Source organism: Qipengyuania sp. SM2507, assembly GCF_053714505.1.
The window spans coordinates 1,257,157-1,273,568 of record NZ_CM132307.1 but is presented as its reverse complement, the minus strand read 5'-3'; the positions used below and the strand labels follow the sequence as shown (position 1 = coordinate 1,273,568).

Here is a 16,412-nt window from a genome sequence, read left to right as displayed (position 1 = left end):
GACGAGGTCGTTAGCGGCATACCCCGCCCCATCTCGGCGACATGTCGAGATGGAAATGGTCGGCATGAGCCGCGTTGTAATCCGGCGAGAGCACGGTGGCGAAGCTGTCGCAGGCTCCAGCGCGGACGCGGCGCAGGAAGGCGCCCTTGTCGCCCTTATCGTCCCAGTCGCCCAGCACGCTGATCCGGGTCCCGTCGGCCAGCACGAAACCCGCGATATCGACCGCATTGCCGGTGGCGTGCTCGCTCCAGGCACCTTCGCCGCGTCCGTAAAGTCGGCGGCAGGAGTAGGCGCCAAGATGCTCGATTTGCTGAACTTCGCTGCCGAATATTTCTTCGGCCAGCGGTTCGATGGCGTTGCGACTCCATAATTCGAGCGCGATCGCCACCCCGCAGGTGGTCGGCGGCGGGCTGGGCGTCAGCGGGAAGGCGTCGAGCCGCGTGCGGTCGGGGCGCTCGCAGGCGCCCTCCCCCTGCGGGTCGAGCACGCTGTGCGCGATCTCCGAACGTTCGAGCACCGCGCGGCATTCTGGGACATCGTCGCGCAACGCGGCGAGCTTGGCCTGCGTGGCCCAGCCCGGCGGATCGTTGAGGTCGAGCGGCGCCCAGGGATTGTGCTGGGGATGTTCGGCGAGCCAATCGCGCCCGCCGACCAGAATGGCGACGAGCAACAGCAGGCCGATAACCCGCCGGTCGCCCGCAAGCCTGCCCACGCGCGTTGAAATGCGAAACGGGTTGTCCTTCATGCTCAATGAAAGTCGCGGGATTTGGGAATGATCCTGACATCGCGCGGATGGCCGGGCGATTGGGGATCGTGCGACCCGCATTCGCGATTGCCCGGCGGGGGTTCCTGCCACGGCTCGACGGGCGTGTAGGGTGTCGTTGTCCCCTCGCGGTCCTGCCCCACGCCAGAGCCCGGTTCGATCAATCTGCCCGGCAAGGGCGAAGTCACATGATCGGCGCGCGCGACGGGTGCGGTGAGCAGATCGTCCGACAGGCGGTAGAGTTCGTGGCTGGCATCGGTCATGTGCTGCGCGATGACATGGATCACCTCGTCGTCATATTCCACCCGGCCGCGCACCTCCATCAATCGCGCGCCCATCACCACCCGGCGCTGCTTCTCCTTGAGATCGGGCCAGACGACGAGGTTGATCACCCCGGTCTCGTCCTCGAGCGTGATGAAGCACACCCCCTTGGCCGAGCCCGGCCGCTGGCGGATCAGCACCACGCCTGCGACCTGGACCATCGAGCGGAACTTGCGCGCGCGCAGGTCGCAGGCGCGCACGAAGCCGCGGTCGCCCAGCGAGGCGCGCAGGAAGGCCAGCGGATGCGCCTTGAGGCTCAGCCGGGTGGTCTGGTAGTCGGCGACGACCTCTTCGGAGAGCGGCATGCGTGGCAATTGCGTGGCGGCGCGTTCGGCGCCCTCGTCGCGCGCCGCCGCGGCGGCGAACAGTGGCAGGTCCTCGCCCCCCACCAGGCTGCGCGCATCCCACAGCGCCTGCCGCCGCGAGAGCGCCATCGAGCCGAAGCAGTCGGCGCTGGCAAGCCGCTCGACATGCGCCGGCGACAACCGCGCGCGGTCGCGCAGCGCGCGGACATCGGCATAGGCCCCGTTGACGTCACGCTCCGCTATCAGCCTTGCCGCCACGGCCTCGGGAAGGCCATCGACCTGCCGCAGGCCGAGACGCAGCGCCAGGGGGCGACCTTGTTCGCGCTCCCCTGCGTGTTTCGACCCTTCCTCCTCCTCCAGCGTGCAATCCCATTCCGAAAAATTCACATCCGCCGGCAGCACCTCCACCCCGTGCTCGCGCGCGTCGCGGACGATCTGCGCCGGGGCGTAGAAGCCCATCGGTTGGGAATTCAGAAGCGCGCAGCCGAAGGCCGCGGGGAAGTGGCATTTGAGCCAGCTCGAGACATAGACCAGATGCGCGAAACTGGCGGCGTGGCTCTCGGGGAAGCCGTATTCGCCGAAGCCGCGGATCTGGTTGAAGCAGCGTTGCGCGAAATCGCGATCGTAGCCGCGCGCTACCATCCGCTCGACCATCATGTCCTGCAACTCGTCGACCATGCCGCGGCTGCGGAAGGTCGCCATCGCCTTGCGTAAGCGGTTGGCCTCCGCGCCGGAGAAGCGCGCCGCATCGAGCGCGATCTTCATCGCCTGTTCCTGAAAGATCGGCACCCCCAGCGTGCGTTCGAGAATGCTCGAGAGCTCGTCGGGGGGGCCATGTTGCGGCGATGGCGCGGGGATCACCACCTGCTCGGCGCCGCGGCGGCGCTTGAGATAGGGGTGGACCATGTCGCCCTGGATCGGACCCGGTCGGACGATCGCCACCTGGATGACGAGGTCGTAGAATTCGCGGGGACGCAACCGGGGCAGCATGTTCATCTGCGCGCGGCTCTCGACCTGGAAAACGCCCAGCGAATCCCCCTTGCGCAGCATGGCGTAGGTCTCGGGGTCCTCGCGCGGGACGGTGGCGAGGCTCAGGCTGCGGCCGTGGTGATCCTCGAGCAGGTCGAGGCATTTGCGGATACAGGTGAGCATACCCAGCGCCAGCACATCGACCTTGAGGATGCCCAGCGCCTCGATATCGTCCTTGTCCCATTCGATGAAGCTGCGCTCGGGCATGGCGCCATTGCCGATCGGGACGGTCTCGGTCAGCGGCCCTTCGGTGAGGATGAACCCGCCGACATGCTGCGACAAATGACGTGGCATGCCAATCATTTGCTCGGTCAACTTGAGAACCCGCCGCAGGTGCGGATCACTGACATCCATACCGGTTTCCTGCGCGTGGCGCTCGCTGATCTCGCGGCCCCACCCGCCCCAGACGGTCTTCGCCAGCGCCGCAGTGACATCCTCGGTCAGCCCCATCGCCTTGCCCACCTCGCGGATCGCCATCCGCGGGCGGTAGTGGATCACCGTTGCGCAAAGCCCGGCGCGATGGCGACCGTATTTGGTGTAGATGTACTGGATCACCTCCTCGCGCCGCTCGTGCTCGAAGTCGACATCGATATCGGGCGGCTCCTTGCGCTCCTCGGAGATAAAGCGGTCGAACAGCAGCGCGTGCTTGGCCGGGTCGACGCTGGTGATCCCGAGGCAATAGCAGACCGCCGAATTAGCGGCGCTGCCGCGCCCCTGGCACAGGATCGGCGGCTCCTGCGCGCGGGCGAAATCGACGATGTCCTTGATGGTCAGGAAATAGCGCGCGAGGCCCAGCTTGCCGATCAGCGCGAGTTCGCGCTCCAGCGTCTCGCGGACGGCATCGGGCAGGCCCGCGCCTGTCTCGTCGACGGGGTAACGCCATTGGGCCCCCTTCCATGTCTCGGCCTCCAGAAAGGCCTGTGGCGTCATGCCGTCGGGGTGGATTTCCTCTGGATATTCATAGGCAAGCTCGTCGAGACTGAACTGGCAGCGATCCGCCACTTCGCGCGTCGCGATGATGGCATGAGGCCATCGCGCGAACAGATGGACCATGGTTTCGGGCGGCTTGAGATAGCGCTCGGCATTGGCGGCCAGCAGGTGGCCCGCCGCCGCCACCGTGGTCTTGTGCCGGATCGCGGTCATCACATCCTGCAGCGGCCGCCGCGCCGGCGTGTGGTAATGGACATCGTTGGTGGCGAGGATCGACAACCCGTTGGCGCGCGCAAGCGCATCGAGCCGCTCGATCCGCGCGATATCGTCGCCGCGGTAAAGATAGGCGGCGGCGATATGGCCGAGCGTAGGGAGCCGCCGGACGAGATGCGGAAGCAGGTCGGCGATAGGAGCGCTCAAACTCCCCTCCCGCTTGCCGGAGGGGTCGGGGTTGGGTCCGGACGCAGCGTGCAAATCGACAGATCCACCCCCTCCCGCTCCGGCAAGCGGGAGGGGGATGACGTTGCTCTCGATCGCGATCGTGAGTTCTGCGTCCAGATCCTCAGGCGGTAGCAGGATCAGTTGCACATCCTTGCATTGTCCTGCCAGCATCGCGAGGCTGATGTCGCAAGCGCCCTTGGCCTGCCATTCGCCCCCGAGCGTAGTCATCCGCCCCGCGCTGATCAGCCGGCACAACCGGCCATAGGCGGCGCGATCCATCGGGTAGGCGAGAAAGGCCAGGCCCTCGACAGTTTCCACACGGCAGCCGATAAGCGGCTTCAATTTAAGCGTTTTCGCTTCGGTATGCAGCCGCACCACCCCTGCCATCGAATTGGCATCGGCGATCCCGAGCGCATCATAGCCCAGCGCGCGCGCGGTCATGACCAGATCGACCGCATCGCTCGCCCCGCGCAGGAAGCTGAAACAGCTGGTGATCCCCAATTCGACGAACTGTGCCCGCGGCGGCGCGTCGATCAGCTCGGGATCGAGCTCGATCCGCCGCTTGTCGGGGGTGAGGGGCTGTTCGGGCATGAAGCCACCCTCACGCGCAAAGCTCGGCGAGCCGCGCCTTCACCGCCGCCAGATCGGCGTCGAACAGCGCCGCCTGCTTCGCCCGCGCCTCGCCGTCGAGCCGCAGCAGGTAGGACGGGTGCGCGGTGATCCACAATTCGCTGCCGTCATCGAGCGCCACCGGCGCACCGCGGGCCTTGGAAATGCTCACCGTCTTGCCCAGCAGCGCGCGCGCCGCGCTTGCGCCCATGGCGAGGATCAGCCGCGGCCGGACGATCGCGCGCTCGCTCTCGAGCCACCAGCGGCAGGTGTCGATCTCCTTGGCAGCGGGATTCTGGTGCAGCCGGTTCTTCCCGCGCTGGACATATTTGAAATGCTTGACCGCATTGGTGACATAGGCGCTGCGCCGATCGATCCCCGCCTGCACGAGATGGCGATCGAGCAATTGCCCCGCCGGCCCGACGAAGGGGCGTCCGGCCAAGTCCTCCTGATCGCCCGGCTGCTCGCCGACGATCATCAAGGCAGCATCGCGAGGCCCCTCGCCCATCACCGCATGGCTGTCGAGCGCGCCGATCGGGCATTGGCGGCAGGCGTGGATGGCCTTGTCGATTCCCGCCAGCGTCTCGGGGCGCTCGTCGAATTCCAGCGCCCCGGCATCGACCATCGCCGCCTCGCGCCTTTGCGCGCCGGCGATCAGCGAGGGGATGAGCGCGGCTTCGGGCATGTTCTTCCAGTATTTGCGCGGCATCTCCTTGAGCATCGCGCCCACCTTCAACCGTGCGGGGTTGAAGATCGAGGCGTAATAGCCGCGCCACAGATCCTCCATCGGATCGCCCGTCGGCGCGTCGGCGCGCTGCGCGGGCGGGCCTTCCTGCATGCTCGCACCATCCCAGTGCAGCGAACCCGCGGGGGTGAGGATCGACCAGCGCATGTTGGCGAAACGGCGCATGAAGAAACCGGCATTGGCGCGCAGGATGTGATGCTCGGGCTCGAACCAGGCGACGTAATGCTCGCGCGCCTCCCCGGCCTCGCCTGCTTCCTCGCTCTCGACCAGGCGGAAGCGGACGAAGGCGTGCATCTTGTGGCTGTCGCGGCGCACCGCCTTGGCGAGCTCCTCGATCCGCCGGATATCGGGATCGGCGCTGTCTTCCATGATCCTGGGTGCCGCCTGCAGCCGCCACAGCAGGCGATAGAGCAGCGCGAAGCGTTCCGGGTCGCGATGCAGCAGCGCATTGCACGCCAGCTGGACGAAGCGGCGGTTGGCGCGCACCGGCGCCGCATCCCCGGGCGTCGTGGGCACGCGTTGTTCACCATGCGCGAAGAGATCGCCGCTGCCGCCCGGCTCGACCCAGACGATTCGGTCGGGCGGGACATCGGCCTGCACCAGCGCCCGCGCCCGCTCGCGCCAGGCCTCGAAATCGTCGGGCTCGGCGAGCTGGACCAGATAGCGGCTGCCGGCGGCAAGTTGCTGGAGCGCGGTCATGCCGCAAACAGCTCGAGCTGCTCGCGCTTGGGTGCCAACAGCGCGCGCAGGTCGGCGCGGTCGGTCAGCGTGACCGGGCGCCAGTCGACCGTGCAGATGAAGGGCCGCACCTTGGCGATCGAGACGGTGAGCTTCGCTACATCGTCGAGCCTGAGCGTGCGGTGACGGCGGCTCGCGACGATCCGGTTGACCGCTTTCACGCCCAGCCCGGGCACACGCAGCAATTGCTCGCGACTCGCACGGTTGACGTCGAGGGGGAAATTCTCGCGGAACTTGAGCGCCCAGGCGAGCTTGGGATCGATGTCGAGCGGCAGATTGCCGTCGGCATCGGTCGCCTGCATCACCTCGGCGGGCTTGTAGCCATAGAAGCGCATCAGCCAGTCGGACTGGTAGAGCCTATGCTCGCGGATCAGCGGCGGACGGCTGAGCGGAAGCACCGCGCTGGCATCGGGGATCGGCGAGAAGGCCGAATAATAGACCCGGCGCAGGCCGAAATTGTCGTACAACCGGCTCGCCTTGCCGACGATATCGGCATCGCTGGCCTTGTCCGCACCGACGATCATCTGGGTCGACTGGCCCGCCGGCGCGAAGCGCGGGGCGTGGCGGAAGCGTTTGCGCGCATCCTTGGCCTCGATGAGGTCGGCCTTGACCTTGCCCATCGCGCCCTCGATCTGGCGGGCATCCTTGTCGGGCGCCAGCCGGGTCAGCCCGGCATCGGTCGGCAGTTCGACATTGATCGAGACGCGATCGGCATAGAGCCCCGCCTGATGCGCCAGCTCGGCATCGGCCTCGGGGATGGTCTTGAGGTGGATATAGCCGCGAAAATCGTGCTCCACCCGCAGGATGCGCGCGACTTCTACGATCTGTTCCATGGTGTGGTTCGAGCTCTTGACGATCCCCGAGGAGAGGAACAGCCCCTCGATGTAATTGCGCCGGTAGAAGGCCAGCGTCAGATCCACCACCTCCTGCGGGGTGAAACGCGCGCGGCGCACATTGCTGCTCTTGCGGTTGATGCAATAATGGCAGTCGAAGATGCAGTGGTTGGTCAGCAGGATCTTGAGCAGCGAGATGCAGCGCCCGTCGGGGGCATAGGCATGGCAGATCCCCATCCCCTCGGTCGAGCCGAGCCCCTTGCCGCCGAGCGAATCCTTCTTCGCCGTCCCCGAGGAGGCGCAAGACGCATCGTATTTGGCCGCATCGGCGAGGATTTCGAGCTTCTCGAGGGTGGTGGGTACGGCCATCTGTTCTTTATATGTTCCAGTTGTGGCTTCGCCTAGCCTTTTCGTCACCTCACGCGCACAGCCCCTGCAGATACCAGTCGGGCAGGCCGCCGCGGCCGTCGCCGACCAGGCCCTGACGGTAGATCCAGTAGCGCCGCCCCTCGCCGTCCTCGATGCGGTAATAGTCGCGCAGTCGCGCCGCGCCGCGCTCGCGCCACCATTCCGGCGCGATGCGCTCGGGTCCCTCGACGCGGGCCACATCGTGGACGCTGCCGCGCCAGCGGAAGCGTTGGGGATAGCCGTCGGGGGTGGCGTAGAGCACCGCGATCCGCTCGGGCCGGTCGAGCAGCTTGAGCGGGCGCTGGTGGAAGGCGAGTTCGGCCTGCACGGGCGCCTGGGCTGCGAGCGGTGGCTGCCAGCGTTGCGCGCGCTCGGGAATATGGCTGGGATGGAGCACCGGCCGGGTCACCGCGCCCTCGCCCAGCCGCACCGAGAGCCGGTCGATGCAGGCGGCGAGCGAGGTGCCGTGCTGCTCCGCCGCCGCTTCGAGATCCTGCTGCTCGAGCGCCAGCGGCTCGGCCCAGCTGGCGCGCAGCCGCAGCATCTCGATCCCGAATCCGGCATCGACATCGTCGAGCTTGGCGGCGAACAGCCGGCAGATATGCGCGGGATCGCGGGTGGCGGCGGCAAGTTCGAGACGGCGCACCACCACCTCGCCATCGACGCGCCACAGCCCCAGTTCGAGCCGCCGCGCACCCTGCGCGCTGCCTTCCAGCGCGCGCGCCATGTCATCGCCCAGATCGATCAGAACCCGGTCGAGCAGCGGGCGATGGCGGATCGGTTCGAGCAGGCGACGCTGCACCAGCGGCATCTGCTGCGGCACCACCGGGAGCAGGGGTTCGGGGACACGGCCGAGCAATTGGTCGAGCCGGACCAGCGGATTGGCGGCAGGCGAGCGGCGGTTGCGGAAGCGCCGCTGGAGCGCATCGCGGCCGATGGTGGTAAGTTCGCCCAGCCGCTTGAGCCCGAGCCGCCGCAGCACGGTCAGCACATCGCCATCGAGCCGCAGCGCCGCGACGGGGAGGTCTGCAAGCTGAGCGGGCATATATTCATGATCCCGTTCGGCGGGTGCGAGAATGCTCCGCTCGGCGCCAAAATGCGCCAACGCCCAAGCGGCACCGGCGGTCGGCGCGATCGCGGTGCGGCTGGTCAGGTTACGGCGCGCGAAGGCGGCTTGCACATCCTCGAGCAGCTGCGGCTCGCCACCGAACAGATGCGCCACCGCAGTGACATCGACCAGCAGGCCGTCTGGGGAATCGAGCGCCGACCACGGCCCCCAGCGCATCGCCCATTCGGCAAGCTTTTCGAGCAGCGCGCGATCGCCGGCGGGGTCCGAAGGGGCGGTGCGAATTTCGGGGCACAGCGTGCGCGCATCGGCTAGCATCATGCCTGGCCGCGCGCCGGCCCCACGACCCGCGGCATTGGCGGCTTCGATGCGGGGGCCATGCGCGGTGTCGGCGATCAGCACGAGCGGCCCGTCCTCGGCCTGCTCCTGCGCCAGATACCAGCGATCCATCGCCAGCGCGCCCAGCCAGATCGAGAGGATGCGGCGGGGAGGTGGCGAGGTCGGCCCCTGCCCGCTGCTCACCGCCCCGCGGCGCGGGGGCGCCGCCGCTGCTGCAATCCGCCGGTCCAGGCGCGGCCCGGCGACTCGTCTTCACCTTCGCGCTTCCGCCCGGCGCGCAATCGTCCGCCCTCTTCGCCCAGCAGCCAGGTACCCGGCGGATGGGCGCGGGCGCGAAACAGCTCGGCCTGCCAGGCGGGCGCACCGGGCGCCTGCGCGTTCCAGGCGGGCGCGGCGGAGGACGCGCAACCCACCTCCCAGCGCATCCGCGCCGAGCTGAGATCGCGCTGCGCTTCCAGCCTTACGAGATAAAGCGGCACCCCGTGCCGTTCCGCCGCCAGCGTCAGCCGGCGAGAGGCGGTGAAATCGAGCGCCCGGGGATTGCCCGAGAGCTCGCCGATGACGAAGGCAATTTCGCGGCAGCGCACGCCTTCTTCCAGCGCGAACAACGCGTCTTCGGGCTTTTCGGCAAGCACATGAATCACGCGGTGGCTCAGATCCCCGGGCAGGCCGGCACGGTAGGGCCGCCCGGTCAGCCGCGCCGCCTCGCGCGTCTGCACCCACAGCACCGCGCGCTGGTCCTGCGCTTCGCGGGTTTCGCCGCGCGGGGCATGGCGCCAATCGTCGAGCGCCAGCGCCAGCGCCAGCGCCGCGCCGCCGGCATGGTTGGTGGAGGCGAAGACTTCGCTATGCGAGACCGGCCCTGCGCGCGCGGCAAGGCCGGGTTGCCAGCGCGCGCTGCGCTGCGCGGCCAGCGCGGCGACATCGCAGGTCTGCGAAAGCGTTTCGATGGGCATGATGGAACGACTCATATGTTCCGCTTATGTTCCGCTCAACTCCGATTCGCAATCCCGGCGCAGCTTTCATCCCCGCACTCGCCTCTCCTCCTCACCACTGTCGGGACCGAACGCCTTATTCGATCATTGAAACAATGAACCATCCAACAGGAGACACGCATGAAATACGCAGCAGGCAATGCCGACGAACTGAAAACCAAGTTCTGGAAGTCGCTGGCCGATTCGCCCTTCCTCTTCCTCCAGCTCGACGGCCAGCCCGACACCGCGGTTCCGATGAGCCCGCAACTGGACAAGGATGCCAACAGCGCGATCTGGTTCTTCACCAACACCAAGAGCCCCTTCCGCGCGCTCGGCCCGGCCACCGCGACCTTCAAGGGCGGTGATCACGGCATATATGCGCGCTTCGCCGGCACACTGGTCGAGGAAACCAGCCGCGAACGCTTCGATCAATTCTGGAACAATTTCGTCGAGGCCTGGTACGAAGGCGGCAAGACCGATCCCGACATCTTCTTCATGCGCATGGATCTGGGCAATGCCGAGATCTGGGACGGCGACATGGGGCTCATCAGCACCGCCAAGATGGCGTTGGGCATGGATGTCCATGACGAAGCCGAGGAGCAGCACGTCAAGCGCACGCCGCTTTGATCCGCTGCACCAAATCTACAAGAAAGGGCCGTTCGCAGGAACGGCCCTTTTTCGTGGTGCCTAAGCTCCTTCGCGATGATCGATACCGGGAATGCCGGGTTCGACATCGGCATATTCGGGCTCGTGCACCTCGACCACGCCGCGCCCGAGATGGCTGTGCCGGCGGCTGTAGGCGAAATAGACCACCAGCCCGATCGTCGACCAGACCGGCAGCACCAGCATCGCCTCGGTCGGCAGGTTGAGAAACAGGAAGGCGCAACCGAAGATCGTCGCCGGACCGACCAGCCACAGCGCCGGGGTACGAAAACTGCGCGGGCGATCGGGATCGTTTCGGCGCAGCAGCATCACCGCCACTGCCACCATCAGGAAGGCGTAGAGCGTGCCGGCATTGGCGATGTCGGCCAGTTGACCGACCGGGAAGAAAGCCGCGCCGAAGGCCACGATCACGCCGGTGATGGCGGTCACCACATAGGGCGTGTTCCACTTGGGATGGACCTTGGAGAGCCCTTCGGGCAGCAGTCCGTCACGGCTCATCACGAAAAAGATGCGGGTCTGCGCGAACAGCAGCACCAGGATAACCGAAGGCAGCGCGAAAAACGCCGCGATCCCGAGCATGTTGCCGATACCGGAGAAGCCGATCTGGCGCAGCACATGCGCCAGCGCCTCGTCCGAGCAGACCAGCGAGGCGGCGTATTGCGGCATGGCGCATTGCAACGCGAGTTGCTCGGATCCCGCCGGGAAGGGAATGCCGCCCGGACCCATGATCGGCTGCCCGCCGATCGTGCCGATCGCGCCCGCTGCCACAAGAATATAAAACACGGTGCAGAACAGCAGCGAACCCACCAGGCCGATGGGGACGTTGCGCTGCGGGTTCTTGGTCTCTTCCGCCGCGGTCGAGACCGCATCGAAACCGACATAGGCAAAGAAGATCGTCGCCGCGGCGCCCACCGCACCAACCCCGGAACCGAAGCCGCCGAACACGCCTGCGGGCAGGAAGGGATTGAACTTGTCGGCGTCGAAATCGGCGCTGGTGAAGGTGAGCGCGATGAAGACGGTAAGTGCGACTACCTTGATCAGAACCAGCACCGCATTGACGCGCGCGCTTTCATTGGTGCCGATCATCAACAGCCAGGTGACCAGCAGCGCGATCACCATAGCCGGCAGATTTATGAAGCCGCCCGGTTCACCGCCCAGCGCCAGCGGCCCGGCGGCCAGCCACAGCGGCAGCTCGACCCCGAGGAATTCGTTGAGGATCGTACCGGAGAAATAGCCCGACCACCCGACCGAGACCGCCGAAGCGGCGATCGCGTATTCGAGGATCAGCGCCCAGCCCACCGTCCAGGCGAGCAACTCGCCCATGGTGGCGTAGGAATAGGTATAGGCGGATCCTGCAACCGGGATCATCGACGCGATCTCGGAATAGCAGAGCGCCGCGACGATGCAGACGAGCCCGGCGATCACGAAGGCGAGCATCAAGCCGGGACCAGCCTTCTGGGCTCCGGCGGCGGTCAGGACGAAAATGCCCGTGCCGATGATGCAGCCGATCCCGAACAGCATCAATTGTATGGGCCCAAGGGTGCGTTTGAGAGATTTCTTCTTCGCCGTCGCGAGAATCGCGTCGAGCGGCTTTACCCTGTCGAGAAGCATTGGCCGGAGACCCCCAGGCCCGCAGCGGAACGCTTCCGCCCTGCCAGCCTGCAACGCCGTGATCTAATCCCTTTTCCGGGACCGGCAACAGAAAAGATCAGGCGCCCAGCAGGCCGGGGAAAAGCCCTGTTATCAGGATGACGGCGACCGCGATCGGGCACAGCCATGCGATCAGGAACCGCCACACGCCAAACGCCAGTGGCGAGAGGCCGGTTACGCTGCGAACCAGCGTGCGATCAGCCTTCCAGCCCACGAACAGCGAGGTAAGCAAGGCGCCCAGCGGCAACATCACCTTGCCGGTGAAACCGTCGATCGTATCGAGGATGTCGGTGTTCTCGAACAGCGGCCAGAACCCCAACGGACGGACGTCGGACCAGACATTGTAGCCAAGCAGGCAGAATATGCCGATGACCAAGGCACCGCCCCCGAAGATCGAGGCCGATTTCGCACGACTCCAGCCCCGCTCGCCGATGCCCCAGGCGGTCGGAACCTCGAGCAGCGAGATCGAGCTGGTCACCGCCGCGACGAGGATGAGCACGAAGAACAGGAAGCCGAACAGCGCGCCCGCGGGCATGGTCTGGAATGCGAAGGGTAGCGTCTGGAACACCAGCGTCGGCCCCGCAGCGGGGTCGAGCCCGACGGCGAAGACGATCGGAAAGATCATCAGGCCCGCCAGCAGCGCCACGCCGATATCGGCGAAAGCGATCAGCGCCGAAGTCGAGCCGAGGCCGCTGCCTTCCTTGATGTAGGAGCCATAGGTGATCAACCCGGCCACGCCCAGCGAGAGCGAGAACAGCGCCTGGCCCAGCGCGGCGTTCATCACCTGCGGGGTCAGCTTGGACCAGTCGGGGGTGAACAGGAAGGTGAAGGCATCGCCCATGTCGCCTTCGATCGCGCCGTAGAGCACCAGCCCGATCAGAAGCGCGAAGAACATCGGCATGAGGTACATTGCCGCCTTCTCGATGCCCGAATGGACACCGCGTGCGACGATAAAGAGCGTGGCACCCATGAAGAGGAAGTGCATCGCCAGCAGCAGCCCGGGATTGGCGAACATGTCGGTGAGGCGTTGCTGCACCTGCGCCTCGTTCTCGCCCGCCAGAGCGCCGCGGAAAGGCTCGCCCGCGCCGATCGCCTGCAGCAGGTCGGCACCCATCACCCCGGCGTAGTAGAGCACCCAGCCCGCAACCACCGAATAGAAGGACAGGATCAGGAAGGCCGCAATCGCGCCGATCGCGCCGAAGATCGACCAATTGGTCGAGGCGTTCGATTGCGCCGCGACGCGCTTGATCGATCCGACCGCGTCGGTCTGCCCGGCGCGGCCGATGAAGATTTCGGAGAGGATCAGCGGCAGGCCGATCAGGAACACGCAGCCGATGTAGAAGATCACGAAGGCACCGCCGCCGCTCTCGCCCGCCAGCGTCGGGAAGCGCCAGATATTGCCCAGCCCGACCGCCGCACCGATCGCAGCCAGAATAAATGCCCAACGCGAGGACCAACCTTCGCTCGTGCTTGTCGTTGTCGCGACCATTGTGTCTTGCTCTCCATCGCGCGTCGTACCGATGCAACGCGTGTTTTGTCCGGCGACCCATCCGAGGCGGGGCACCCTTTCGTGTGTGGGGCTCCCTACCTGCAATGTTTTGCCGCCTGCGTCGAGGGTGCTTTGCCTTTGCGTTCACAGGGCGCTAGGCGTTGCGGCCATGTCCACGACCTTTCAGATCGATACTGCGACCAGCAGGGCCAATCCCACGCCGGCGCCGATGAAACGGCTGACCGTTCCCAAGATTCGTGCGCGCAAGACCGATGGCGCGACCGGCGAACCGCTGGTGATGCTCACCGCCTACACCGCGCGCCAGGCGCAATTGCTCGATGCGCATTGCGACCTGCTGCTGGTGGGCGATTCGCTGGGCCAGGTGATTTACGGCCTGCCCTCCACCATTCCGGTGACGATGGAGATGATGGCGAACCATGCCGCTGCGGTGGTGCGCGGAAGCTATCACGCGGTGGTCGTGGTCGATATGCCCTTCGGCAGCTATGAGCGTTCGCCCGAACAGGCCTTCGACAGCGCCGCGCAGCTGCTCAAGCAAAGCGGCGCTGCGGCGGTGAAGCTCGAAGGCGGCGAGGCGATGGCCGAGACCGTGGCCTTCCTGTCGCAGCGCGGCATTCCGGTGATGGGCCATGTCGGACTAACCCCGCAGGCGGTTAATGTGCTGGGCGGCTACGCCGCGCGCGGCCGCAGCGATGCCGAAGCCGACAAGATCGTCGGCGATGCCAGGGCGCTCGACGCGGCCGGGGCCTTCGCCATCGTCATCGAAGGCGTCGTCGAAAGCATCGCCATCGCCGCCACCGAAGCGGTCTCCGCTCCCACCATCGGGATTGGCGCCTCGGCGCGATGCGACGGGCAGGTGCTGGTTACCGAAGACATGCTCGGCATGTTCGAGCGCGTGCCGCGCTTCGTGAAGAAATACGAGGATATCGCCGCGCTGATCGAGCGGACCGCCGCGACCTACGCCGAGGAAGTGCGCAACCGCAGCTTCCCGAGCGAAGACCAGACTTACCAGCCCAAATCCTGAAGGATCACCCCCGCGTGTCCACGCTCCTGCAATTCTACAAATTCTCGCTTGTCTTCACCCTGATCTGTCTGGGGCTGGCCGTGTGGTACGGGGCCGCTAGCACCGGCACGCTGGTGGGGACGCTCGGGCTGCTGTGGATCGTAATAATCCTCTCGATTCTCGAGGTTTCGCTCAGTTTCGACAATGCCGTGGTCAACGCCACGGTCTTGAAGGACATGAGCGAAGTCTGGCAGCAGCGCTTCCTCGTCTGGGGCATCGCCATCGCGGTGTTCGGCACGCGGATCATCTTCCCGCTCGCCATCGTGGCGATCGCCGCGGGGCTGGGGCCGCTCGCCGCGATCGACCTGTCGTTGAACAACCCGCAGGAATACGAGCGGATCGTCTCGGGTGCGCATGTCGGCATCGCGGGTTTCGGCGGCGCCTTTCTCACGATGGTTGGGCTGAAGTTCTTTTTCGACGCCGACAAGGAAGTGCACTGGATCGCGGTGGTCGAAGAAAAGCTCACCCGCGTCTCCGCGCTGCCCGCGGTCGAGATCGCAATGCTGCTGCTGGTGATGTGGGGGATTTCCACGCTGCTGCCCGCTGAAGAAGCGCTGACCTTCCTCACCGCGGGCCTGCTCGGGGTCGTCACCTTTATCGCGGTCGATGCGCTCGGTACCTTTCTCGACATGCGCGAGCAGGCCAAGCGCGCCAGCGGCGTGGTGATGCGCTCGGGGCTCGGGGGATTTCTCTACCTCGAAGTGCTCGACGCCTCCTTCAGCTTCGACGGGGTGATCGGCGCCTTCGCCTTGTCGAACAACATGGTGGTCATCGCGCTGGGGCTGTCGATCGGCGCAATGTTCGTCCGCTCGATGACGATCCATCTCGTCAGGAAGGGGACACTGGCGGCCTATCGCTTCCTCGAGCACGGCGCCTTCTGGGCGATCATCGCACTGGGGGGCATCATGCTCGCTTCGGTGGTGGTGCATATTCCCGAGGCCATTACCGGGCTGATCGGGGCAACGCTGATCGGAATCTCGTTGTGGTGGTCCGTCCGCTGGAACAAGCGCCACGGAACGCTTGAGGCGACGGCCTAACCCGACCGTCTGAGCGCTCCGGCGACCGGCGCCGCCACCACTAGCTGGAACAGGTGGTAGAGCATCAGCGGCACCACCAGGAATCCCGCGACTTCGGGGGCAAAAAGGATCGCGGCGAGCGGCACGCCCACCGCCGTGCTCTTCTGCGTGCCCGCGAACAGGAACGAGATCCGCTCGCGGCGCGGCAGGCCAAGGGCTCCTCCGACGAGCCAGGAACCGGCATGGCCGAACAGCAGGAACAGCGCGACCATCCCGCCTAACCAGGCCCAGGCGCCGGTATCGACTTTTTGCCAGATGCCTTGTTCGACAGCGCCCGAGAAGGCAACATAGACCGCCAGCGCGATGACGCTCCGGTCGATCCAGACGACATGTCTGCCATGCCGGGCGATGAAACCTTGCGTCCACCCCTGGACGATCTGGCCGAGAACGAAGGGCAGCAGCAGGATCAGCATGATCCGCTGGGCGGTCTCCCACCCGATCTGCGCGTCGCTCCCCGTCCCGCCGAGGAGGAAGAACACCGGTACGGTCACGAAGATGCCGGCGATATTGAGCAGCGCCGCGCTGATCACCGAGAGCCCGAGATTGCCGCCGGCCAACGCGCTGTAGGAGGTCGCCGACTGAACCGTAGAGGGCAGCGAACCGAGATAGAGGAAGCCCACCGCGATCAGCGGGGGAACGAGCCCCTGCCCGACGCTCGCCAGCGCCAACCCGGCCAGCGCCATCGCGCCGAAGACCCACAGCAGCAGGGGGAGCAGGAAGCGCCAGTTGCGCAGGCCGGCGCGGATTTCGCTGCGGGCGATGCGCATGCCGTTGAGCAGGAACAGCACGAAGACTCCTGCGCTGACGAGAAGATCGGCAACGGGTCGGGCATCGCCGCTTACCGGGAGGATCGCCGCCAGCAGCACTGCGGCGGCAAGCATGCGCAGCATCGGATCGGAAATTACGGTGCGCAGCGCCATCATCCGCGCCCTGCCCCGCCAACTCGCCGCTG

12 protein-coding genes are annotated in these 16,412 nt (G+C 66.4%); 3 read left to right on the top strand and 9 right to left on the bottom strand.

The genetic code is table 11. The features are described from left to right. Positions 1-10: 10 nt before the first annotated feature. The 6 genes from ACWIKC_RS06180 to ACWIKC_RS06155 form a co-directional block, all read right to left on the bottom strand. Positions 11-745 (bottom strand): extensin-like domain-containing protein, encoded by a 735-nt coding sequence (locus ACWIKC_RS06180; protein WP_454599238.1) that lies wholly within the window; start codon positions 743-745, stop codon positions 11-13. A gap of 2 nt (positions 746-747) precedes the next feature. Continuing rightward, positions 748-4,380, bottom strand: coding sequence for an error-prone DNA polymerase (locus ACWIKC_RS06175; protein ID WP_454599237.1), 3,633 nt, complete (start codon positions 4,378-4,380; stop codon positions 748-750). A gap of 10 nt (positions 4,381-4,390) precedes the next feature. After that, a complete protein-coding gene (locus ACWIKC_RS06170; RefSeq protein ID WP_454599236.1) occupies positions 4,391-5,842 on the bottom strand; it encodes a UdgX family uracil-DNA binding protein in 1,452 nt (483 codons plus the stop codon). Next, a complete protein-coding gene (locus ACWIKC_RS06165; protein ID WP_454599235.1) occupies positions 5,839-7,083 on the bottom strand; it encodes a putative DNA modification/repair radical SAM protein in 1,245 nt (414 codons plus the stop codon). Before ACWIKC_RS06165 ends, ACWIKC_RS06170 begins: the two co-directional genes overlap by 4 nt. Positions 7,084-7,132: 49 nt before the next feature. After that, positions 7,133-8,638 (bottom strand): Y-family DNA polymerase, encoded by a 1,506-nt coding sequence (locus ACWIKC_RS06160; RefSeq protein WP_454599452.1) that lies wholly within the window; start codon positions 8,636-8,638, stop codon positions 7,133-7,135. A gap of 68 nt (positions 8,639-8,706) precedes the next feature. Further along, entirely contained in the window at positions 8,707-9,498 is a 792-nt protein-coding gene (locus ACWIKC_RS06155) for a hypothetical protein (RefSeq protein WP_454599234.1), read from the bottom strand. A gap of 144 nt (positions 9,499-9,642) precedes the next feature. Here ACWIKC_RS06155 and ACWIKC_RS06150 point away from each other — a divergent pair, with 144 nt between their 5' ends. Continuing rightward, complete coding sequence (locus tag ACWIKC_RS06150; RefSeq protein WP_454599233.1) at positions 9,643-10,128, top strand: pyridoxamine 5'-phosphate oxidase family protein; 486 nt, start codon at positions 9,643-9,645, stop codon at positions 10,126-10,128. 60 nt (positions 10,129-10,188) lie between these two features. Here the strand turns inward: ACWIKC_RS06150 and ACWIKC_RS06145 are convergent, their stop codons facing one another. Continuing rightward, complete coding sequence (locus ACWIKC_RS06145; RefSeq protein ID WP_454599232.1) at positions 10,189-11,775, bottom strand: amino acid permease; 1,587 nt, start codon at positions 11,773-11,775, stop codon at positions 10,189-10,191. Between the two features lie 97 nt (positions 11,776-11,872). Then, positions 11,873-13,303: a sodium-dependent transporter gene (locus tag ACWIKC_RS06140; RefSeq protein WP_454599231.1), complete on the bottom strand. Its 1,431-nt coding sequence runs from the start codon at positions 13,301-13,303 to the stop codon at positions 11,873-11,875. 169 nt (positions 13,304-13,472) lie between these two features. On the opposite strand from ACWIKC_RS06140, the gene panB reads away from it, so the two are divergent. Together panB and ACWIKC_RS06130 are read left to right on the top strand one after the other, a co-directional pair. Further along, a complete protein-coding gene (gene panB / locus ACWIKC_RS06135) occupies positions 13,473-14,345 on the top strand; it encodes a 3-methyl-2-oxobutanoate hydroxymethyltransferase (protein ID WP_454599230.1) in 873 nt (290 codons plus the stop codon). Between the two features lie 14 nt (positions 14,346-14,359). Beyond that, positions 14,360-15,421: a DUF475 domain-containing protein gene (locus tag ACWIKC_RS06130; protein WP_454599229.1), complete on the top strand. Its 1,062-nt coding sequence runs from the start codon at positions 14,360-14,362 to the stop codon at positions 15,419-15,421. Here ACWIKC_RS06130 and ACWIKC_RS06125 read toward each other — a convergent pair. Continuing rightward, the gene (locus tag ACWIKC_RS06125; RefSeq protein WP_454599228.1) at positions 15,418-16,380 is read right to left on the bottom strand and encodes a bile acid:sodium symporter family protein; all 963 of its coding nucleotides are present in this window, start codon (positions 16,378-16,380) and stop codon (positions 15,418-15,420) included. The genes ACWIKC_RS06130 and ACWIKC_RS06125 overlap by 4 nt on opposite strands. Between the last annotated feature and the right edge of the window lie 32 nt (positions 16,381-16,412).